General features: G+C 59.8%; 11 protein-coding genes. 4 read left to right on the top strand and 7 right to left on the bottom strand.

Annotation, left to right across the window (positions count from 1 at the left end; genetic code table 11):
• Nucleotides 1-2 precede the first annotated feature (2 nt).
• The 3 genes from JZX87_RS02915 to JZX87_RS02905 form a co-directional block, all read right to left on the bottom strand.
• Entirely contained in the window at nucleotides 3-2,264 is a 2,262-nt protein-coding gene (locus JZX87_RS02915; RefSeq protein WP_286194055.1) for a type I secretion system permease/ATPase, read from the bottom strand.
• Between the two features lie 18 nt (nucleotides 2,265-2,282).
• Nucleotides 2,283-10,472 carry an Ig-like domain-containing protein gene (locus tag JZX87_RS02910; protein ID WP_206823701.1) on the bottom strand — a complete coding sequence of 2,730 codons (8,190 nt, stop codon included), beginning with the start codon at nucleotides 10,470-10,472 and terminating at the stop codon, nucleotides 2,283-2,285.
• 322 nt (nucleotides 10,473-10,794) lie between these two features.
• Nucleotides 10,795-12,222, bottom strand: a complete 1,428-nt coding sequence (locus JZX87_RS02905) for a TolC family outer membrane protein (protein ID WP_183820834.1) — start codon at nucleotides 12,220-12,222, stop codon at nucleotides 10,795-10,797.
• Between the two features lie 447 nt (nucleotides 12,223-12,669).
• Between JZX87_RS02905 and JZX87_RS02900 the strand changes: the two genes are divergently transcribed.
• The gene (locus tag JZX87_RS02900) at nucleotides 12,670-13,428 is read left to right on the top strand and encodes a WecB/TagA/CpsF family glycosyltransferase (protein WP_148145161.1); all 759 of its coding nucleotides are present in this window, start codon (nucleotides 12,670-12,672) and stop codon (nucleotides 13,426-13,428) included.
• Nucleotides 13,429-13,575: 147 nt separating this feature from the next.
• Here the strand turns inward: JZX87_RS02900 and JZX87_RS02895 are convergent, their stop codons facing one another.
• Entirely contained in the window at nucleotides 13,576-14,994 is a 1,419-nt protein-coding gene (locus JZX87_RS02895; RefSeq protein WP_206823698.1) for a GumC family protein, read from the bottom strand.
• Between the two features lie 287 nt (nucleotides 14,995-15,281).
• Between JZX87_RS02895 and JZX87_RS02890 the strand changes: the two genes are divergently transcribed.
• The gene (locus tag JZX87_RS02890; protein WP_206823696.1) at nucleotides 15,282-16,382 is read left to right on the top strand and encodes a glycosyltransferase; all 1,101 of its coding nucleotides are present in this window, start codon (nucleotides 15,282-15,284) and stop codon (nucleotides 16,380-16,382) included.
• On the opposite strand, the gene JZX87_RS02885 is transcribed toward JZX87_RS02890, so the two are convergent.
• Entirely contained in the window at nucleotides 16,379-17,266 is an 888-nt protein-coding gene (locus JZX87_RS02885) for a DUF6492 family protein (protein WP_206823694.1), read from the bottom strand. The genes JZX87_RS02890 and JZX87_RS02885 overlap by 4 nt on opposite strands.
• Before the next feature lie 169 nt (nucleotides 17,267-17,435).
• On the opposite strand from JZX87_RS02885, the gene JZX87_RS02880 reads away from it, so the two are divergent.
• Nucleotides 17,436-18,755: a lipopolysaccharide biosynthesis protein gene (locus JZX87_RS02880; protein WP_353654157.1), complete on the top strand. Its 1,320-nt coding sequence runs from the start codon at nucleotides 17,436-17,438 to the stop codon at nucleotides 18,753-18,755.
• A gap of 18 nt (nucleotides 18,756-18,773) precedes the next feature.
• On the opposite strand, the gene JZX87_RS02875 is transcribed toward JZX87_RS02880, so the two are convergent.
• Together JZX87_RS02875 and JZX87_RS02870 are read right to left on the bottom strand one after the other, a co-directional pair.
• Nucleotides 18,774-19,775, bottom strand: coding sequence for a glycosyltransferase family 2 protein (locus tag JZX87_RS02875; RefSeq protein WP_206823693.1), 1,002 nt, complete (start codon nucleotides 19,773-19,775; stop codon nucleotides 18,774-18,776).
• A 145-nt stretch (nucleotides 19,776-19,920) separates the two neighbouring features.
• On the bottom strand, nucleotides 19,921-21,174 hold the full coding sequence (locus JZX87_RS02870; protein WP_206823692.1) for an O-antigen ligase family protein: 1,254 nt from the start codon (nucleotides 21,172-21,174) through the stop codon (nucleotides 19,921-19,923).
• Between the two features lie 233 nt (nucleotides 21,175-21,407).
• On the opposite strand from JZX87_RS02870, the gene JZX87_RS02865 reads away from it, so the two are divergent.
• Entirely contained in the window at nucleotides 21,408-22,463 is a 1,056-nt protein-coding gene (locus JZX87_RS02865; protein ID WP_206823690.1) for an endo-1,4-beta-xylanase, read from the top strand.
• Nucleotides 22,464-22,844 lie beyond the last annotated feature (381 nt).

Raw genomic sequence — 22,844 nt, 5'->3', positions numbered from 1 at the left:
GGCTAGTTCGCTCCCTTGACGCTGCGCAACTGCTGGGCCGGCTTTTCGCCTTTGAGGACCCGCAGGGCTTCTTCCTTATCGGCATCGAGCACGATGCGGCCACCGTCTAGCGCGACAACGCGCTCGACCAGATCCAGCACACGCATCCGGTGGGTGGCGATAATCACCGTCTTGTTTTTCGCCCAGGCGGAGAAACGCTGGATGAACAGCTTTTCGGTAGCCTCATCCATGGATGCCGTCGGTTCGTCGAGCAGCACGACAGACGGGTTGCGGATCAGCAGCCGCGACAGAAGCAGGGCCTGCTGCTGGCCGCCGGAAAGACCGCGCCCACCTTCGTCGATCAGGTGATCGATGCCCTTCGGAAGCATGCGGATGAACTCATCTGCGCTGGTCATCTGCAGCGCCTCCAGCATCGCCTGTTGTGAGGCGTTCTGGGCGCCCATCAGCACGTTTTCGCGGATCGAGCCATGGAACAGGCGGGAATTCTGGGTGATCAGGCCGACTTCCCGGCGCAGGTCGGACGGGTCGATCTGGTCGATCGCAAGCGTGTCGATCAACGCCTCGCCGGTATGGGGCTGCAGCTGGCCGGAAAGCGCCTGCAGCAGGGTGGATTTTCCCGCGCCGTTCTTGCCGAGAAGGGCGATCGTGTCACCGGCCTTGGTCGAGAAATCCGCAAGTGACAGCGCCGGCCGGCCAGCCGGTTCGCCGTAATAATAGACGGCGCCGCGGAAACGATATTCGCCGAGCAGCGAACCGACCGAAAGCCTCGCTTCCGCCGGCGGATGGTCGACCGCCATCTTCATGATCGTGTTGAGGCTCGACAGGCCGATCTTGGCATGCTGCAGGCGGCCGAGAACCTGGGTCAGCTGCGCCATCGGCGCCATCATGCGCGAGCCTAAAATGGAGCAGGCGACAAGCGAACCGGTGCTCAGGTCGCCCGCCATCACCATAGGGGCGCCGCAGAAGACGATGACAGCAAAGACGCTGGTCTGGACGCCATGGCCCCAGCTTGTCAGCGTGCTGGTGATGGAGCGAAGTTTCACCTGCGCCTCGGCGCTTGCGGAATTGAACGTGTTCCATTTCTGCTGGAACACGCTTTCGGCCTGCAACGCCTTGATATCCTCGATACCCTGGATGGATTCGACCAGCATGGCATTACGCAGCGAGGATTCACGCATGGCGAGGCTGGCATTCCGCTTCAGCTTGCCCTGCGCCAGAAGGCCGGGGGCAACCATGATGAGCAGCGCTGCCGCCGGAATGACGGCAAGCCAGCCGCCGATATAGGCGAACAGACCGAGGAAGAGGAGAAAGAAGGGCAGGTCGGCGATGGCGGAGACCGTCGTCGAGGTCAGCATTTCGCGGACCTGTTCGAGTTCCCGTAACTGGGCGATGAAGGTGCCGGTCGCCTTGGGCCGGTTCTGGTTTTTCACCCGCAGCGCATGGCCGAAAACGAGATCGGAGATGCGGATATCCGCGCGCTTGCCGACGATGTCTATAATGGCCGTCCTGACCTTGCGCATGATGAAGTCGAAGACGACCGCTACGCCGACGCCGATGAACAGGACGACGAGCGTGCTCATGGAATTAGCGGGCACGACCCGGTCATAGACCTGCATGGAGAAGATGACGCCGGCGACCGAGAGGGCATTGGCGACGAAGGATGCCAGGAGAACGTAGCTGTAGGGGCGAAGATCGCTGAGCGCGAGCTTGCGGAACCAGCCATGCGTGTCGGGCGCGATATAGGCATCAATGCGCTCGTCGGGTCGGTTCCGCGCATCGCGGGCGATCAGAAGATGGGTGATGTGGCCATCGATCTCGGAAAGCGGGATCCAGGTCCAGTGACCGTTATCGCCGGCAAAGGTGATTTTCACCTCGTCCCGGTTGATCTCGGTTATCAGCCCGATATCGCCGTAGCTGAGTTCGATCAGCATTGGCAGCCGGCGAGCCGTAATGCCTTTGGCCAGCGGCTCGACCGGCTTTGCATCGAGACCGAAACGCCGTGCCAGCTTGCCTATCCGATGAACGGGGGGCGCTGTCTCCTGCATGATTGAGATGTAGTTCGTGGCAAATTTGGAATGGGCGATGCCATAGTGCTGCGCCAGCAGCCCCATGATCTCGATCCAATCCTTTGCATGGCTCAGCGAGGCTGCATTTGCCTCGGTCTTTTTCTGATCATTCGTTTCGGGGTTAGGTGGGGGAAGGGCAGCTGCCCTTTCCCCTGTCGTTGCCTGCATCCTTTCGGAAGGAGCCTGTCTGGCATCCATCAGCTCATCTCCTCCGCGCTAGACCACCGGCAGCCTTGGTGTCGCAAGATCATCGTCCTGGCTCAGCGGTTCGAACGGATCGAGCGGTGGGGTCTCCACCAGATCCAGAACAGCATCGACTGTATTCGATAGATCGACATTGGCCGACACGTCGACGCCCGAACCGTCGCCTGTATCGACGGAGACCGAGGTGTCGCCGGTCAGGCTGTCGAGCGCACTCAGATCGACTTCCTCGCCGCCCTGAACAAGCAGGCTCAGGCCATCATCCGTATTCAGGGATGCTTCGACCGGCTGCGGCTCATCGGCGGTGGACGGATCGGTATCTTGCGCATCGGAGCTATCGGATGAGGTGTCGCCGTCCGCCGCCATTCTGGCGTTGGTGTCGGGGCTGTCAGCCACATCACCGCCGCTGCCATCGTCGGCAAGGGCGAAGCCCGTCATGTCATCCGATGCCGATGCCGATGCCGATGCAGATGCCATGGTAATGGCGCTGGTATCCTGAACCTCGACATCGATGGTGAGATCGGAAGACAGTTCGTTTCCGGTCACGGGATCGACGACGACAACGGTGAAGTTATCGGTTCCGCCGGCCGTGGCATTGGTGTGAGGGGTGTAGATATAACTGCCGTCGGCGCTGAACACGAGAGTACCGAACGCCCCTTCCACCGTCACCGTACCGTTGACCAGAGCATGGGTCACGCCGTTGAACTCGACCTCACCGATGCGAAGATCATCCGTATTGCCGGTGGCCGCGGCGTCGATGAAGTTACCGTCCGCCCTTTCTCCCACGGTGATCTGGACATTCTCGACCTGATCGGTTGCGGTAACGGAGATTTCGCGGAGCGTTCCAATGCCGAGCGTGATGCCGGGATTGGGGACGAGCGTGGCGCGATACTGACCGGCATCGAGGTCGGTCAGGGTGATCTCGCCGGTGGGCGCCCCAAGCAGGTTCAACTGCAGAATGCCATTATTGACATCGTCAGTGCCATAGGCACCCCGCACCCATGCGGTACCGTTCCAGCGCTCAATGATCACCGAATAGTTGCTGAGCACACCGACATTGACGAGCCCGCCGATCCGCAGATCGAGATCCACCGAATTTGTGCTGCCCGAGAGATTGAAGTTGACGACCGGGTTAGTGGCCGAACCCAGGTTTACGTTCAGCAGGCTGGTGAGGGTAAGCGAAAGCAGCGCCGTGACAGTGGAACTGGCCGTGGATGGCGCTGCTTCGTTCTGGCGGGTGATCGTCTGGTCGAGAATGGCGGTGTCGGCCGCGTTGGTCAGTGCGAAATCCACGCCGGGGGCTGTGGTCGTGGCCGAACCGGAGAGATTGCCTGCCGTATCCCGTTGCACGACCTCGAGTTCCTGGCCGTTTACCTGCGCGGGCGAGAGGCCAACGCTGAACGTGCCGTTGGCGGCGACCGTTCCTGTGCCGATAACCGCACCGCCGGTGCCGGTAACCGTGATGGTGGCGCCCGGTTCGCCGGTGCCGGTCAACTCGTTGCCGGCCGAGCTGACAGCCAGATCTTCCGGCGGGTCAGGGGGGAGCAGGTCTGGTGTGTCGGTGACGACCGACGGTGACACGTTTCCGGCCGTGTCGGTCAGAACCACAGTCAGGTCTCGGCCATCGGCCTGTGTCGGGTTAAGCGTTATGCTGAATGTACCGCCCGGGAGCACGGTTCCGGTCCCGACGACGATACCATCGGCATTGGTAACCCGAACCGCTGCCCCGGCTTCGCCATTGCCGGTCAGAATGGTGCCGGTGCCGTTGACATCGACATTGGTCGGAGCAGGCGGCGCAAGCAGGTCCGGAGAATTGACCGAGGCCACGTCGGACGGGTTTCCGGCGCTATCCGTCAATACGACATCAAGTTCACCGCCATTCACCTGCGAGGGTGAAAGGCCGATGCTGAACGTGCCGTCCGGTGCGACCGTGCCGGTGCCGACGACCTGGCCTGCGGCATTGGTGACTGTCACGGTGGAGCCCGGTTCACCGCCACCGCCGATCAGCGTGCCCGAACTGTTGACGACGAGGCTGGTCGGTGGTTCGGGTCCAGTCAGGTCCGGCGAAGCGACGGTGCCCGGATCGGACTCGTTGCCGGCATCGTCGGTCAGGGTGACGTTCAGGTCACCACCATCGGCCTGAGCCGGGTTGAGCGTAATGCTGAAAGTGCCGTCCGGATCGACTGTTCCCGTGCCGACGACAGTACCGGCGGCATTGGTGACCGAGATATCCGCGCCGGGTTCGCCTTCACCCGTCAGCACGATGCCATCATCGTCGAGAACAAGGTTGGTTGGAGCATCCGGCGCTGTCGTGTCCGTCGTCGAAGCGGTTCCGGGGACAGAGACATTGCCGGCGGCATCCCTCAGAACGACATCCAGTTCGGCACCGTCCGCCTGGGGCGGGTTGAGCGTAATCGTGAACGTGCCGCCTGCGCCAACGGTGCCGGTGCCGACGACAACGCCTTCTGCCGTTGTCACGGTGACGGCCGCACCCACTTCACCATTACCCGTGAGTTGGGCACCGTTTGGAGTGACGACCAGATTGGTCGGTGCGTCGGGCGGTGTGAGGTCCGGCGTTGTGGCCGTGCCCGGATCGGAGTCATTGCCGGCAGTGTCGGTCAGGACGACGCCGAGTGATCCACCGTCGGTCTGCGGTGAGGTCAGGGTGACGGAGAAATTGCCGTTGGTACCGACAGTGCCGGTTCCGACAATGTTATCATCCGCATCTCTGATGGTTACCGCTGCACCCGGCTCGCCCTTGCCGCTGACGATCGTGCCGGTGGCGTTGACGTTGAGATTGGTCGGGGTCTCCGGCGCATCGAGATCAGGCGTGAGGACGGTCCCCGGTTGAGAGATGCCTCCGGTGCCGGTCAAGGTGACCTGCAGATTGCCGCCATCTGTCTGGGGTGGGTCGAGGTCGACACTGAATGTACCGCCGACGACCGTACCCGTGCCGACGATCTCGCCTGCAGCGTTGCGGACCGTGACAGTCGTACCAGTTAGGCCGGAACCCGTAAGGGTCTCTCCGAGAGCATCGACAGCCAGTCCGGTCGGCGCGGGTGGTGCATCGGGATCGGGGGCCTGTACGGCTGCGGGATCCGATATGTTGCCGGCGGTATCTTCAAGAACCACCTGCAGGGCTTCACCATTGATCTGAGCAGGTGCAAGCGGAACGCTGAATGTTCCGTCCGGATCGACTGTGCCGGTGCCGATGATTGTGCCGCCGGCATTCCGGACGGTCACTTCGGTGTTCGGCTCGCCAACACCCGTCAAGGTCAGTCCGTTGTCGCTGACAACCAGTTCGGTCGCGGGCGCAGGAGGCTGAATGTCGGTGATCGGCAGGGTCGTCGTGGGCGATGTGTTTCCGGCATCGTCGGTCAAGGTGACGTTCAATTCGCCCGCGTCGGTCTGGGGTGGGGCGAGGTCGATCAGGAACGTACCACCGCTCCCCACAACGCCGCTCCCGACGACAATGCCTTCTGCATCGGTCACCCTGACTATGGCGCCGGGCTCACCCTCGCCGAAAAGCTCGGTTCTGTCGGGGCTTGCCTCCAGTCCGGTCGGGGCGCCGGGGGGCGTCAGGTCCGGTGTGGCGACGGGGACGGGATCGGTCTCGTTGTTGAAACCATCCGTCAGCGTGACCTCAAGTCCGGAACCGTCATTCTGCGCCGGTGAAAGCGGAATGGAGAAGGTGCCGTTGGCACCGACCGTACCAGTCCACTCATTCGTTCCGTTGGTCACCGTCACTGTCGATCCGACCTCGCCGCGGCCGGTGATCTGTGTTCCGTCCGCGCTGACGCTGAGATTGGTCGGCAAGGCGGGTGGTGTCTCATCGACGGAGGCGATGACGCCCGGGGCCGATGAATTGCCTTCATCATCGGTCAGGACGACCTGCAGATTGCCGCCGTCGATCTGCGCCGGGCTGAGGGGCACGCTGAAGGAACCGTCCGTGCCGACCTCTGCCGAGCCGACCTGCTGGCCGGCGGCATTGGTGACGATCACGGTGGCGCCGGGTTCGCCGGTGCCGTTCAGGACCGTACCGCCTGCCTCGACGTTGAGGCCGCTCGGTGCCGCAGGCGGCGTCGCATCGGTGGTCGGGACGGTACCCGGATCGGAGATGTTACCGCTTCCGTCAGTCAGGACCACGGTCAGGTCTCCGCCATCGATCTGGGCGGGGCTGAGACCGATCGTGAACGTTCCATCAGGACCGATCGTGCCGGTGCCGACCGTATCGCCGGCTGCGTTGGTTACCGTTACCGTCGTGCCGATTTCACCTGAACCGGTCAGGACCGTACCTGCGCCATTCACGGCGAGATTTCCGGGCTGGTCTGGTTCGGTGATGTCCGGTGCGGTCACGGTGACGGGATCCGATGCATTTCCGTCGCCGTCGGTCAGGACCACAGTCAGGTCCCCGCCATCCGATTGTGCAGGATTGAGTGGGATGCTTATCGCGCCTGTTGGCCCGACTATGCCCGTACCGACCACATCTCCGGCTTCATTGGTAACTGTGACGGTGGCGCCGGCTTCGCCCTGGCCCGTCAGTGTCGTGCCGCCATTGCCGACAGTAATGCCGGTCGGCGCATCGGGGCCAACGAGATCGGGTGATGGTGCAAGGCTCGGGTCGGACGTGTTGCCCTGAGCATCCGTCAGTATGACCTCAAGATTGCCGCCATCCGTTTGCGGCGGGGTCAGCCCGATACTGAATGTGCCATTCGGCCCGACCGTGCCTGTTCCAACCGGATCTCCGGCCTGGTTGGTGATGGTAACGGTAGCGCCCGGTTCTCCGCGGCCGGTTATGACTGTACCGGCGGCATTGACGTCGAGGTCCGAGGCGGGATCCGGTCCGGTCGTATCCGGCGAGGTTGCCGTCACTATCGGCGACGTATTGCCGGCAGCATCCTGCTGCACAACCGTTACCAGACCGCCATTGTCCTGGGTGGGGGTTAGGTCGATGGTGAAGCTGCCATCGCTGCCCGCCGCGCCTGTGCCGATGATAATTCCATTGGCATCTCTCACGGTTACTGTCGCTCCCGCTTCACCTTGACCGGAAAGCTGGCTTCCATCGCCGCTGACTGTCACACCGGTCGGTGCCTCCGGAGCAACGAGGTCGGGAGTGGTCACCGTTGCTGGTGGTGACAGGTTTTCACCGCCATCTTCGAGAATGACGGTCAGATCGCCGCCATCGGTCTGTGCCGGGGCGAGCGTGATGGTGAATGTGCCGTTGCCGTTCACCGTTCCGGTGCCTACTTCCTGCCCGGCCGCGTTGGTTACGGTGACGGTCGTGCCAGGTTCACCGCGGCCGGTCAGCGTGGTTCCGGCGTCGTTGACAGCAAGGTTTGTCGCGGCCGCGGGATCGATCAGATCGGGGGAAAGCGTCAGCGCAGGCTGCGAGGTGCCGTTGGCATCCGTCTGCGTCACTCTCACTTCCCCGCCATCGATCTGTGCGGGGGTGAGGGTAATGGAGAAACTGCCATCCCCCTGAACGGTTCCGGTGCCGATCGTCGTGCCAACTGCGTTGGTAACCCTCACCGTTGCACCGGGTTGCCCCTCGCCGGTGAGTATCGTGCCGGTACCATTTATGTCCACGTCCGTCGGTGCTGGCGGTGCATCGGGATCCGGTGCCTGCACGGTGCCGGGCGCGGAAGCGTTTCCTGCCGCATCCGTCAAAACGACATCCAGCTCGCCGCCGTCCAGCTGGGCCGGATCGAGATCGACACTGAACGTGCCGTCCGGGTCGACGGTATCTTCGCCAATCACATCGCCAGCCGCATTGGTCACCGTCACCTTGGTTCCTGGCTCGCCTCGGCCTGTCAGCACCAGTCCGCTGTCGCTCACTGCCAGATTGGCGGGTGATGCAGGGGATTGGTCATCCTCCAGCGCTACCGTTGCTGAATCCGAGACGTTGCCTGCGGCATCCTGCTGCACGACTTTCAGTTCGCCACCATTATTCTGGGTGGGATCAAGATTTATCGTAAAGCTGCCGTTGCCGGCAACCGTGCCGGTTCCAACGATCACGCCGCTTGCATCGCGAACTGTCACCGTCGCTCCCGGCTCGCCACGGCCGGTGAGGATTGTTCCGGCGTCATTGACGTCGAGAGATGTCGGTGCGTCGGGTGCGACAAGATCCGGGGAGGCTATGATAGCTGGCGCGGAGTCATTTCCTGAAGTGTCTTCGGCAACGACCTGCAGGTCGCGGCCGTCTGTCTGGGCGGGGTTAAGCGGAATACTGAAATTGCCGGTCGCGCCGACAGTTACAGTGCCGACCACGACACCATCCGCATCCGTCACAGTTATCTTCGCACCCGGCTCTCCGCGTCCCGTCAGCACCGTGCCGTCATCGTTGATACTCAAATTGCTCGGGGCGGAAGGGCCGGCCAGATCCGGTGCGTCGGTCGTTCCCGGCAGGGATGTGTTGCCGGCCGTATCCGTCAGTGTGACTTCGAGCGTGCCACCATCTGTCTGTGCCGGGGCAAGCGTGACGGTGAACGTGCCATTCGGGCGCACCGTCGCAGTGCCGATCTCGTCGCCTGCTGCATTGGTGACGGTGACCGTCGTTCCGGGTTCGCCGCGGCCGGTGAGCGTAGTGCCTGCGTCGTTTACATCCAGATTGGTGGGGGCCGCCGGGTCGATCAGGTCGGGAGCCGACGTTAGGCCGGGCTGCGACGTGCCGTTGGCGTCACTCTGGACCACACGCAGCTCGCCGCCGTCGATCTGGGCGGGCGCAAGCGTGACTGAGAAGGTCCCGTCATTCGTAACGATCGCAGTGCCGACGACCTGGCCAGCGGCATTGGTAACCCTGATCTGAGCCCCCGCCTGTCCGTCACCGGTCATAACTGTCCCCGAGGCGTTTACATCCAGATCCGTCGGGGCAGGGGGTGCGTCGGGATCCGGCGCAAGCACCGTGCCCGGGGTGGACGCATTGCCTGAGACATCGGTCAACACGACTTCCAACTCGCCGCCATCGAACTGGGCCGGATCGAGGTCGATTGCAAATGTGCCGTCGGCGGCGACCGTGCCGGTGCCGACGTCTTCACCGGCCGCGTTGGTCACGGTCACCGTCGCGCCCGGTTCGCCGCGCCCGGAGAGCACCGTGCCGTCGTCATTTACACCGAGATTGGTCGGCGGTGGCGGTGCCTGGATATCGTCGACATCGACCGTGCCGGGTTCCGAGACATTGCCGGCTGCATCCTTGAGAAAAACCTCAAGCTCGCCTCCATTGTCCTGTGTCGGGTCGAGGTCTATCGTGAAAGTGCCGTTCGCTCCCACGGTTCCGGTGCCAACGGTTACGCCATTGTCATCTCGGACCGTTACGGTCGCTCCCGGCTCTCCCCTGCCTGTCAAAACTGTGCCACCGTCGCCTATCGCAAGGTTGGTCGGCGCGTCGGGTGCAATCAAATCCGGGGACAATGCGGTTCCGGGATCGGAGACGTTTCCGCTCGCATCTTCCAGCACGACGCTCAACTCGCCGCCATCGATCTGGGCGGGATCAAGAGTGATGCTGAACGAGCCGTTTGCGCCGACGATGCCGGTGCCGACCACAACACCGGCCGCATTCGTCACGGTGACTTCCGCCCCCGGTTCCCCGCGACCGGTCAGGGTCGTGCCGGCATCGTTGACGGAAAGATTGGTCGGAGGTTCTGGTGCCTCGGTATCTGAATCGGAGTCCGAGTCGGCATCCGCATCCGCATCCGCATCGGCATCGGCGTCAGCATCTGCATCTGCATCCGCGTCGGCATCCGCATCCGAATCTGCGTCGGAATCGCTATCATCGGAGTTCCCGCCGCCAGAGCTGGCGCCGACGCCAATTGCTGCAGCTCCGAGCCCGAGTGCTGCTGCAAGGCCAAGCACCGAAGCCCCGCCGCCGCCAGCACCGGCCGCTGCACCCGCCAGCTGGTCGATCGGGGCACCTTCGACAAACTCGAAATTGGCGAGTTCGTCGGTATATTCGCCCTGCCAGACATTGCCGGCGGAATCTTCGAGCACGAGTTCGCTACGTTCGGCGCCGTCGCCAGTATAGAAATTCTCGATACGGATATCGGCTCCATTGCGGACGTCGATGATAAGATCGTTGCCGGAGCGTGTGGTGGCCGTGATCTGATCGGGAGATAAGGAGAGTTTGACTGTGCTTGGCTTGGAAAGGACGATATCGTTGTCGTTTACAGTGGTTGTTTGCCCACTTGCCTTATCCAGTATTACAGCGACCATCTGACTCTCCCTGTGAGGTGCCGGGCATCATGCCCTTTCCAGTGCGCCGCCCCCCGCCTTCTAGGCGAGTTCTCCCGTTCCTCGTCACCGTTCAGGCCGACGCGGCTCGTTGGATGTCGTTAGCAGCACACCAGAATGAAGTTGCTGTAATTCATGCAATCTTCAATTAGATATCGCTTATGTTTGTCTTTGTGGCTTAAGGAAGGGTAAACGGGCGACCTGAAATGAAGCGAGGCTGTGCCGTGACGCGACGGACAGCGCTTGGGGGCGCATCATCTCGGTATGCATTTGTCACGCAGTTGTGAAAAATGTGAGATTCAAGTCAGGTTCGAGGTGCGCGCAGCGGTACTTTCTGAGCGTCTGCCGAGATTTGTTCCGGGGAGGGCGAGGATAGTCCAAAAGCGTCGCGAAGCCTGCCAGCCGCATAGGCACATTCGACGTTCAGCTTGTAGAGATCAAACCGGGTGTTGATCTCGTCGAAACGGGCCGAATGCAGCTCTTGGTCAGCGTTCAGCACATCGAGCAGTGTTCGAGTTCCGAGATCGAGAAACTGTTTCTGGTACAGATCTCGCGTTTCACGCATCATTGTCTGCCGCGATCCGAGCGACTTCAACAATGTGCTGAGGCTGCCTACCTGAGAGGCCGATTGGATCCATGATCTCTGGGCGTCGTATTTTCCAACCGCAATGGCTGCTTCTGTTGCCTGTGCACCGTATCGGGCGGCGTTCTGACGGGCCCTGAAAGAGCTGCCGTTATAGAGATCGCTCTTGATAGTCACGCCGACCATGTAATCAGTGTCGCCGCCACCCCAAGTCTTCATCCGGGTCGTACCTTCCAATGCTATCGTCGGAAGCATGTCGGCGCGTGCAAGCTTGACGCGCGCATCAGCTTCGCGCTTGCGGGATTTGGCGGCGATGACGGTCGGAACGGTTTCCCAGGCTGGTTCGGGACCGGCGCAGGCCTTGTTGAGGGTGGAGGGGAAAGACGGGCGCAGGCGCACATCGTTTATCTGGCCGAGAAGCGAGTTCAGGGAGCCTTCCCAGCGCTGCTTTTCTGCGTTGATCTCAAGCGCCGTGGACTGTGCAGCCTGGATGCGGGCCTGTGCCTGAAGCTTGTCCGATCGCGTGCTGGCGCCACGATCGGTTCTGGCGGTTACCAATTCAGCGATGGCAGAAACGTCCTGGACCTGTTCTCTGGCGATCGCGGCCAGCCTGGCGTTGCGCATGACCTCCACGGAAGCAAGTACGGTTTCTCGGATCATATCGTCGACAGTGGCCAGAAATTCTGCCCGGCGGACGCCGGATATGGCGGATTCCGCTTCGACTCGACCTGACACTTTTCCGAAGTCGTAGATCATCTGGCTGGCGGTGGCATTAAACCTCGGCGACCAGTCTCCGCTGTCGCCTTTCTGTGCGGCGAGGTCGATCCCTCCTCCTATGGACGGCAGATATCCCGATCTTGCGTCCGCGATCAGCTCGTTTTGTTGCCTGATACGTCCGGCCGCCTCCTGGATCGAGGGATGCCAGCTGACAACCCGGCGCACGGCAGTCTCGATATCGGTGACCGGTACCGGCTTGGCTATCGATCCAGTCACTTCGGGCGAGGGGGGAAGCGTTGATCCTGCAAGCATCTGCGTTTTTGCGGCCTGCTGTCTCTGGGCGGCAGTCTTGTCAGGTGTCTGGCTGCAGGCCGTCTGGATGACGGCCGCAGTTATCACGAGGCCAAGTTTGATGGTGCGACCTGAACGCATCTAGTCTCCATAGACCGACAATCGAAAGCTGAACCGGCCTACGCGACACCATTGGCTGGAGAAACTCTCCCAAGCACTTAGATTCGCTAGATATATAAGTGATTCGTGAGGTACTGCAAACCAGGGTTGAGCGTCGTGGTCGTAACCTGAGATCGTATCCCCTCAGGGTAGCCTGTCCCGCGAGTTGTGATCAGGCGGATGAACGCAATTAGGATCGCAGGAGCTGGTTTAATCCGTCCTTATTATGAATGATACAATTTTAATAAAATTCACTTAAGTATTAAATGGATGTCTGGAAATATATCGTAACCATTTCCTTCATTTGTATTTGAATGGCACGCCGGTGTTGTGTTCTATGGGGTGGAAGACAGGACGTCTTTACAACGCAGCGGATGTTTTGCTTTGCTCTCTATGGCCCTTGAAGCGCACGACATAAATGTCTCTAGGATGGCTGACTGGCCCCAGGTGATGCTGGGCGGGCTGCCTATCGTGCGTTCGACTATGGAGCAGGCTGCGACCGGCTTCATAGAACAAGCGCTTCGCGCGCGAGGCCAGAATAATCTTCCCTTCTATTCGACCTCAGCAAACGGCCAGGTTCTGGCCATGTGCGTTCGTGACCGCGAATTCATGCAGCTTATGCTGGAGGCAGACCAGATCCATGCTGACGGCATGCCGATGGTTCATTGCTCGAAACTTCTCTGCGAGACACCGCTGCCTGAACGGGTAGCGACGACCGACCTTGTACATGCGGTGGCCGAACGGGCGCAGGATGAGAGCGTTAGCTTTTATTTTCTAGGCGCAAGTGAAGAGGTCAATTCCAAGGCTGTCGCCGCGATGCGGAAGCTCTATCCGCGCCTTCGCTTCGTCGGGCGCCGCAATGGCTATTTTAGCCCAGAAGAAGAGGAAGACGTCGTTGCGGATATCCGCGCCAAGCGCCCAGATATCCTCTGGATCGGCCTTGGTTTTCCATTCGAACAGAAATTCGTCAGCCGTAATCTGGAAAAGCTGCGTGGCGTCGGTGTGATCAAGACATCTGGCGGGTTATTCGATTTTCTCTCGGGCAAAAATCCGCGCGCGCCGATGTGGATGCAACGCCGGGGACTGGAATGGGCCTATCGGATGTATAACGAGCCGAGGCGTCTGACGCTTCGATACATGCTGACAAATCCCGTCGCGGTTTATGCGTTGCTGCGTTATTCGCGATAGCATTCGCTGACTGTTTGACATGGTCTACGCGATTTGAGACGGCGTCCTCTGGGCGCCTTTTTCATTTCTGCTTCAGGTGTGCGGTGTATCGGCTGCTGATTGGGTCGCTCTCATCGACCCCGTCGAGCGCCTGGCCGACGAACCGGCTCAGGCCCGGCGCTCTTCCCCGGATTGCCTGAATATCAGCATCGCCAGGCCGAGGATCATGGCAGCCATGCAACCCAGCACAAACCCGCCAAACATGCCGCCCGCAGTCAGATAAAGCGTGCGGGGCGGATAGCTGCGGGTTTTTGGTATGGTCGGAGGCGAGATCACCCTGACATTCGTGGTATTGATCTGCTGGCGTTCGGCAATCTCCTTGGCACGCGCCATGAAGGCCTGATAAATCGTTGACTTGGATTCCGCCTCGCGCTCGAGCTGACGAAGCTGAACGAGAGCGTCATTGTCACCGAAGACAACCGACTTCATCGTATTCGCCTGATTTTGCTGTGCCATCAGGGCGGCTTCAGCCTGAGCCAGTTCCGACCTAGCTGCCGTTAGGATGCGGTTCTGCTCGGCGGTGATCTGCGCCTGGATGGCATCCAACTGTGGCCGCATTGCCGAGATTCTCGGATGCCTCGCACCAAAGACTGCAGATTGCGCGTCGAGTTCCCGCTTGGCCGCGGCATATTGTGTCCGCAGCGCGGTCATCGTCTGCGATTCGATTGATGCGCTGTCCAAGCGATTGTCCGGACTTCCTGTTGAAAGCTCCTGATAGCGGCTGCGAGCGCGAATGACCCGGGCCTGGGCGTCAACGAGCTGGGTGTTGGTCTGGTTGGCGACGATGCTGCTTACGAGCTCGCCGGAGCTTGAAAGGATATTGTGTTCGCGCTTGAACTGCTGAACTGCTTCATCCGCTTTGGAGACCTCACTCTTCAGGGCATCGAGACGGCCGGTTAGCTCAGTCGCGGCCCTGCCTGCGCCGTCTGCCTGCGCTTTGACCAACTCGTCCTGGAAGTTGGTAATGATCGAATTTGCGATTTCCAGCGCCTTGGGTGCAGATTGGCTCCAGACATCGAGATTGACGACGAAAGAGTTTTCTTCGCGCTTTGCCAGGACATGCTTTTCAAGCGAACGCAGCGCGTCCAGGCGGCCGGATTGCGCATCAGGGGATTTCGTATCGCCGAATTCCGGATCCTGATCGAGATGAAGCGCATCGATGACGCTGTTGAGCACGTTTGCCGAAGTCAGTATCCGCAGCTTGCTTTCGACATCATAGATCTGCATGTCGAGCTGGTTGTTGGAAGCGTAGATATCATCGTTCATGACCCTGAGATTGGTCGGATCGATGAAGATCTGCGAGCCGACGGTGAATTTGGCTTTGGAGAAATTGCCAAAGCCATATCCCGCCAGAGCGCCGAGGATGATGCACAGGAGAACGAGCCATTTTCCGGCCCAAAGCCAGCTGATAGCCATTCCGGTGCTGATTTCCGGCCATGTTATCGATGGCGACATCGGCTGTGGCGCGAGCTTTGCCGGCGATGAGACGGCCTGCAGTTCTTCGTTCGGTCCAAGATAGGAAAGCAAGGAACGCTGGCCAGGCGCAGGCACATGGTAAGCCTCGTCATCGCGAGCCTTGTTCGAATCTGCGTCGCGCCGAAGAAACTTGGGTGGTCTTAACATGGCATACATGGGGCCGGACCTGCCTTTCGCGGCCAATGAAACTCTATCTACGCTAATAAGCGGTAAACCATGCCTCAGAAGAACGCGCTACGGACCGGTTATTGGTACATAGTTCCTCACACTAGGCGTAAAAGTTTAAGATTTATCGGTTCTGGTTGGAGCAATTTCCCGATTTGGATGGATCGCCGACATTGACGCGCTATCTCGTGCTTAGATCCGATGCAACGACCGTGTGCGGGGTGGAGGCATTTACCCGAAACCTGGCCATCCAGCTTGGTTCACGCGCTTCCAGCGATGTTATGGACGGGAGTTTTCGCCGTTTGTCGGAGCGTCTGGCGGAAGCTGATGCAATCGTTTTCAACTTTCCGATCGTTGCCTGGAAAAAGCGGCTGGTGGAGCCATTCGCCACGGCAGCACTGGCAAAACTGAAGCGCAAGCGGGTGATCGTCATTTTGCACGAGTGGGCGAGCCTCGACTGGAAACGGCGGCTGATCCTCTGGCCGGTTATCCTGCTCGCCGACGCCATTCTCTTTTCGGCTCCGGAGGTCCGGCGGGAATGGCTGGGGAGCCGTTATCCCGTCGGTAAAAAAGCGATCGCCGTTATCCCGATCCCCCCCAATCTTTTGCCGAGCGGGCATGATAAAGCCGGTCCGGCGGCACTTGCCATTCGTGCGCTGCGTGCCGGCGGACGGACGATCATCGGCCAGTTCGGTTCGATCTATCCCAAAAAGAACTGCGCGGAACTTCTCGCAATCGCTCGGGCGCTTGTGGACGAGGGGCAGGATGTTGGGGTTGCCTTTGTCGGCTCCTTCATCAAGGGCATGGACAATGTCGAGGAGGATTTCCGCGCCCGTGTCGAGGCGCTGGATCTCGGTGACCGGGTAATGGTGACGGGCTATCTTTCGACCGATGAAGAGGTTTTTGCGGCGTGCCGCGAAGTCGACATCTTCTGCTACAGGTTTACGGAAGGCTTGACCGCGCGGCGCGGCAGCGTTTTGGCGGCAGCATTGGGCGGTCGTATCGTCGTTACCAACGCGCCCGCCGATCCGGCGGGGCTTGAGCACCATACCCTTTTTCAATCCCTGATCGGAAACGGAAACATCGTCCTCTGCCAGCATGATGCAGATGCCGGTGCGATGGCAAATGCCATTCGTGATGTAATCGGACGCGTGCCGCCTCCGCTGAATATCGATGCCGAGATCGCATCGCTTTGGTATGCAATCATCGGCAAACTTGAGGGCGTCGAGAGCGCCGGTCAGTCAAAGACACGACCGATGGAAATCTCCGGCTAACTCCACAGATTACGCGTCAGGGCGACACGACGGATCAGGGATGGCTCGGTTCGTGTGTGGGACTGGATGGCGATGGCGTATTGATCCTTGGCCATTGCGTCGATCAGTTTTCCGATGCCTGTTTCGTCCAGCGCCGGCCCGCTCCAATAGGTGGCGCAGAGGCTCTGTTCGACGATCCGATGACGTCCCATCAGTGACGGATTGCCGGCAACGCCGACGCCATAGAGGATGTATTCGGAAAAGTCCCTGGCCTTGCAGAGCGCCTTCCACCAGGGGAGGCCGGTCACGGCTTCTATCCTGTCGACGATCGTGTTCAGACTTTCCCGATCCCAGACGATCATCTGGCCGATATAGTCGTCACCCGGTAGGGGAGGTTCCTGTGTGTCCATCAGTCGGTAGGCATTCTTCTGCCAGAGGACGTGGCTTGGGCGTGTGTCGTTCACCCCGCCCAGATCGGCATAAAGGGGCGAAAGCAGATCGCCGGCAAATCTCCCCACGTCGAAGGGACGTACGAAGCAGTTGTCGGAATCGATACACATGACCCGTTCGCAGGATTGCAGAAGCGCCATCGCGAGTTTGCGCAATTGCTGCACGTGCCAGCCATAAACCGGCAGTCCGATACCGGGCGCCCAGTAATATTGGCGCCCTTTCCATTTCAGAAAACCCGGAAGCGCATGCAGCGTGCCCGGCAGAAGAACGGAATCGGGAAGCACCAGCCGCTTTTCGTTGCCGAGTTGGGAGAAGAGTTCGAGGTCGCTATCGGCGACAAGCAGATAGTGCCGATCGTAGCCGGTAACGAAAGCATCGATTGAATCACACAGGAGACGGCATGACTCGAAATCCCGAAAATAGCTTGGTGTCACGAGACTGACAGTGGCGGTCATTCGATGATCATGGCTCCGGAGGCAGATGAGCCCAGACTGCCAAGGTTCGACCTAAGGCTCCGTTAATCCCGTTCATGTATAGTGCTGGCCGGTGCGATTATCCGTGGATAGACAGCCGCACCGGCATGCAGGCCCTGGCGAAATCAGGGCCGCCGGTTGGAGATAACGAGTGGGATTGAGGTCCAGGCACGAATTCCGGCAGTTCGCCCGTCATCTCGGATCCTATGTCGGATCGAGCGGGGCACTGCTTGCGTCGAGCGTCACCATGCTTTTGACCTTCGCGCTGCTGGCCCGCCATCTCGGTCATGAACAGTTCGCGCTCAATGCGACGATCACCGCGCTGACCAATCTCGGCATTCAGGTTTGCGGGCTGGGATCGCAGGAATCGCTGGTGCGGCGTGTCGCGCAGGAACCGGGCTTCTATCCCGACATGCTCGGGCATGTGCATATTCTCAATCTTGTTTCGGGCGCGGTGCTGGTGATCGCCGGGATGATCGCGATCCCGCTGATGTTTCCCGTCTCGGATCACCTGCTGACGACGCTTGTCGCCACGGCGCTGATACTCTTCACCAATATCATCCTGTTGAAGGTCATCTGGCTCGCCACAAACAGCTATATCGCCCATTCGCGCTTTTCGGTCGCCAACAGGATCGAATTTCTGTTTGCCGTGCTGCGCATGGCCGCCGCTGTCGTCAGCTGCCTCGTGTTCAATATCACGACGGTGGCGGAATGGGCGGTCTGGAATTTTGGCGCGCATGCGGTTGTTGCGGTCATTGCGCTGATAGCCATACGCCGATTGGGCCGGCCGAAGTTCAGGATCGTTCGCGAAGAGGTGCCGATCGGCATCATGTTCGCTAGCCAGTTCTTCTTCAAGGCCGGGCGCAGTAATGCCGACATTCTCGTCTTGAGCGCGGTGGCGGGGTCTGAAATCGTCGGTAGCTATTCGATCGCGCGTCGATTGACCGAAGCATCCTATATGGCGGTCGAAGCTCTGAACCGGATCGTTTATCCCAGCTATGCGGCTGCAGCCCTGAGCGGCATCGGCGCAGTTCTGGGGCGCGCCAAGCAGATGCTGGTTCTGACGACCGGAATCGGGATCTGCGCCGGTCTCTTCGTTTGGATCATCACGCCGTGGCTGCCGGTTCTGTTCGGCCATGAATATGTTTCGCTAACCTGGATGACGCACGCCCTGTGCTGGGCAGTGATCCCAATCGCAATCAGCGCTACCGCATTTGAAGCGCTCGGCGCATCAAGCCTGCAGAATGTGCGGGCGCGAATTCTCAATGTCTCTAACATTGTAGGTGCCGGACTTGTGGCGCTGGCGGCGTATTACGCCAGTGTAAGTGGTGTGATAGCGACTACCTACATGCTGGAAATCGTGATCGCTATTCTGGCCTGGCGGGCGCTTTTGACCGCGCAGAACGCCATCGAACATCCAGAGCGGTCCTCCGAGACCGAGGCCGAGCCGGTAAAACAACGCACGGCATGACCTGAACTGAACTGGAGATCAGTTTTCAGCGATGTGATTGCCGGCCTTCAGGTTCGGGTGCCGTTCGACTGCCTTTATTTCACTGGCCTTGTAGGGTACCGGGAGGAAGCCGAAGCTTGCTGTGATCCGTCCGATCGACATCAGCACCGGATGGCTGGCAGGAAGAAGGCGCCTTGTCCGGATCAGAAGCCCCATCGCCTTGAAAATGCTGAGGCCAAGCGAAATGAAATTCTTGGCCTGAAGCCTGGCGGTAACGGCAGCTTTCGCCATCTGCTTGCCGTCAATAACGTAGTTGATGCTTCCCGTGCGGATGGAACGGCGCATCAGCCATTTGGGGGTCGTCCGTTCGGCTGCGACGGTCTCGTGAATGACTGCTTCCTCACACCACCAGAAAGTGAAGCCGGCGGCGCGGCAGCGGGCGAAGAATTCCATGTCGCCGCCGCCGAGGAAGTTGAATGCGACGTCGAACAGGTTCGGCTCCATCCGCGCGAAGACCTCGCGGTGGACAAGGCAATTGCCTGTGCCATGGATGGCCGGCACCTGCCGGGTCGGCCCGTCGATGAAGCCGTAAAGGGGATGCTGGCTGACGGATTGCGGTACCGGTATGTCGAATTGCCGGATGACCGGGCCACCAACGATCCTGGCGCCGGTCGTGCGAGCCGTCGACACCATATGTGCCAGCCAGTCGGGACTTGCGATCTCGTCATCATCGATCATCAGGAAGTAATCGGCGGCGGGGAAGCGCTCGCGTGCTTCTGCGAATGCGCGGTTGATCGCATGGCAATTGCCCTGGCGCGGTTCAATCACGACGGCAGACGGAATGTCGGAACCGCTGAGCGTTTCGCGCGCAGCCGCGGCGCCTAAAGGTTTTTCGGCGTCATTTTCGATAACGACGATTGCGAAACTCAGGTCGCCCTTTTGCGCCAGCAGCGATTGAAGCGTGCGTGCCACGCCGTCCGGCCGGCGAAAGGTCGGAATGCAAATGACGGCTTCTACCGAAGCTTTGCTTTCGTCCTGCACGCTTTTGTCTCCGGGGCGTTGTCGCGCTGGTGAGGGCGTCCGTAGGCTGATCACCAGATGGTTCAATACGAAAGGAAATCAGCGAATACAAATGTATGTTGGGCTTTCAGTTAATATCACGTGGCGCTAACGGGCGCGGCCCACATCACTGCCGGGACTGGAGGCTTGCGCCGGCCTGTAATCTCAACCCGAACACGGCGATGAGCATCGTGAACCACAAAGGCCCGTTGTTGACGAAGAAGAGATTTTCGAGGCCTGCCAGAAGGATCGAAAAGATCCAGATACGCAGGAACAGCCGCGTCAGGCCCACATCGTTCTGCGTGGCAAAGGCCTTACCCGCATCTCTGAGCGGCAGGATAAGAAGCCAGAGGATCATCAGGATGAGAGCCGGAAAGCCGCCATTCAGAAGTGTCTCAAGGAATGAATTATGGGAATGGGCAGCGAGATAGGCCCAGGATTCCGTCGTGATGTCGCGCAGGAATTCGCTTCCCCACAGAAGCTGGAAACCATAACCCATGACCGGGGCATCGGAGATGCGGGCGAGAGCGAAAGCCCAGATCGAACTTCTACCCGTGAAGGTCGCGTCGATCCCGAGGCTTGCCAGTATGGAACTTGTCGCAGGCGAGCTTGAAAGCCCGATGAGGATGACGTTCATCGTGATGACGAGGCCGATCGTGAGCAGGCCACGTAGCGGTCTGCAATGCTCGAATAACCAGCCCAGCAAAAGAACCGCGGGAAGCATCGCAGTCGATGTCTTGCCTCCAGCGAAAAGAAGAAAAATAACGGCCATGATCGCAATAATCGATCCCAGCCGCGGATATGAGGCTTTGCGCAGGTAAAGACCAAACAGAACCAGATAGACCATGCCGGCCGCTGCTGCGTTCTTGTGGCCGAAAATTCCGCGCCAATCTCCGGCCAGCGCCGCCTCGACTTCATTCGATCCGTGGATGCCGACGGTGGGCGTGGCTATCACGGCGAAATAATTGAGCAGCAGGATCGCGACCGTGCCGGTGGCAAGCACTCTTGCAAAGTCACGGCTGTCACGCGGCAGCAGCAAAGCCGCATTCGCGCAGCCGCAGACGAGCAATGCATAAACGATCCTTCGAAACGCCGTTGCGGGATCGAATGACAATAGCGAGACGAAGCAGAACCAGAGAAGTATCAAGGCCAGCAGCGCATGCGGGCCGAAGAGAGCGCTCCGGCCCGGATTGCGCCACAGGTTTGCAATCGCCACGGTGAACAGGACGATGATCACCATCTGGTTCAGGAGGTTGCCGGTGGAAGGCAGGCCGCCCTTGCCATCCGAATGGGCAAAGGGCGTGAGGCCGATCCAGAAATAGCAAAGGAGCAGAAGCAGGATCATGGAGCCAAAGCTCCAGGTCGCGCGACCGGCACGCATGGCCGGCAACGCTCTCCCTTGTGAAATTGCTCCTGCTTGCTGCAAAATGACGGATCCTGTTGTGTCGCGAGACATCATGGTTCATGTCAACAGGAGACCGATATACGTTAACCGGCCGTGAAGAACCCTCGTCGGGCAAGGTAATATTATCATAACGCCTGACAGCTAGCTTCCCTTGACCTGCCGGTGGCCGCGCTATGGCGGCTTACCCTCCGATCAAGGCGAGAAAGTCCATGCGCAGACGGGATTTCGTTCAGGCAAGTCTTGCCGTTGCGGCACATACGGCACTTCAGGCGCCTGTCGCCCATGCTTCGCCACCGCCCAGGATAGCCTACGGTTCGGCGGTGCGTGGCGATGCTCTCGTGGACGACTTCGCGTACCGAACCGCGCTCGTGGATCATTGCCAGCTTGTGGTGCCTGAAGGCGGGCTGAAATGGGAGGCAGTGAGGCCTTCAGAGGATCGGTTCGATTTTTATGAAGGTGACAAGCTCCTCGCCTTTGCCGACCAGAATGGCTTGAAGATGCGTGGGCACACGCTGATCTGGTATGCAGCGATGCCCGAATGGACGTCCTCCATTCGCGGCGGAAAGGCTGCCGAAAAAGCGCTGAGCAAACATGTTCGAACCGTTGTCGGACAATATAAGGGGCGGATTCCCAGCTGGGACGTCATCAATGAGGCGATCGCCGAGGACCCGCGTGGTTCCGATTATCTGCGGCCCAATCTTTGGCTGGAAAACATGGGTAAGGGATATATCGAAACCGCGTTTCGCCGGGCTCAGGAAGCCGATCCGAAGGTTCAGCTCGTGATCAACGAGTACGATATCGAATGTGTCGGTGAGCAGTTCACGAACCGGCGGAATGCACTTTTGCGCGTTGTTCGCGATCTTCGTGATCGCGACGCGCCGATCCACGCCGTCGGTTTCCAGGGGCATCTGAAAGGGCAATACGAGATCGACAAGGAAGGCGTTTCCTCCTTCGTGGCCGAACTCAAGGCGATGGATGTCGATGTGCTGGTCACGGAACTCGATGTTATCGACAATCTCCTGCCTGCTGATGAAAAACAGCGCGACGAGGTTATCGCCGGCCGTGCCAGCGATCTTCTCCAGGCAATTCTTGATGCAAACCGGCCAACCGCGATCCTGACCTGGGGTATTACCGATCGCTATACCTGGGTGCCTATGTGGTTTACACGCGATGACGGAAGCCCGAACCGTCCCCTTCCGCTGGACCGCGATTACAAGGCCAAGCCACTGATGGACGTGATCGGGCGCTTTGTCAGTCGCGCTTAGGTCAATACAAAGCCGCGTTCAAGCTGGATCGCGGGAATCGTAAACCATGCTTCAACCTACGACAATTCTGTCCGTGAATGGCCCGGTTGTTGTAAAACGGGCCAAAGTTACGCAAGGCCGATAATGTAACCGCGTTTTTCCGAACAATTGTCGGGAACTAGGTAACGCTTCATTAGCAACGCCTTCCAGTGAATTCTAAACCCTAATCGGAATTGACTGAGAAAACGCGCTCCAAAGCGAAGCAAGGCTGCATGTTATTAACTGCTGATTCTTGGTTGCGGCATATTTTCCGGTCAGCTACAGCGCAATGTTTGGTTGTGGCGGATGTCATGTGCCAACGGAAAGCTGCCTGCCTCAACGAGGCGCCAAGCTATTTCATCC

The sequence above is a fragment of the Agrobacterium sp. Ap1 genome (assembly GCF_017313375.1).
GTDB classification, from domain to species: domain Bacteria; phylum Pseudomonadota; class Alphaproteobacteria; order Rhizobiales; family Rhizobiaceae; genus Neorhizobium; species Neorhizobium cellulosilyticum.
Note: the sequence above shows the minus strand (reverse complement) of the source record. Positions and strands in the feature narration are given on the sequence as shown.

What these genes read in the sequence shown, in the direction of transcription:
- JZX87_RS02915 (WP_286194055.1), bottom strand. Translation starts at nt 2,264, where the DNA reads ATGGATGCCAGACAGGCTCCTTCCGAAAGGATGCAGGCAACGACAGGG.
- JZX87_RS02910 (WP_206823701.1), bottom strand. Translation starts at nt 10,472, where the DNA reads ATGGTCGCTGTAATACTGGATAAGGCAAGTGGGCAAACAACCACTGTA.
- JZX87_RS02905 (WP_183820834.1), bottom strand. Translation starts at nt 12,222, where the DNA reads ATGCGTTCAGGTCGCACCATCAAACTTGGCCTCGTGATAACTGCGGCC.
- JZX87_RS02900 (WP_148145161.1), top strand. Translation starts at nt 12,670, where the DNA reads ATGGCTGACTGGCCCCAGGTGATGCTGGGCGGGCTGCCTATCGTGCGT.
- JZX87_RS02885 (WP_206823694.1), bottom strand. Translation starts at nt 17,266, where the DNA reads ATGACCGCCACTGTCAGTCTCGTGACACCAAGCTATTTTCGGGATTTC.
- JZX87_RS02870 (WP_206823692.1), bottom strand. Translation starts at nt 21,174, where the DNA reads ATGCGTGCCGGTCGCGCGACCTGGAGCTTTGGCTCCATGATCCTGCTT.
- JZX87_RS02865 (WP_206823690.1), top strand. Translation starts at nt 21,408, where the DNA reads ATGCGCAGACGGGATTTCGTTCAGGCAAGTCTTGCCGTTGCGGCACAT.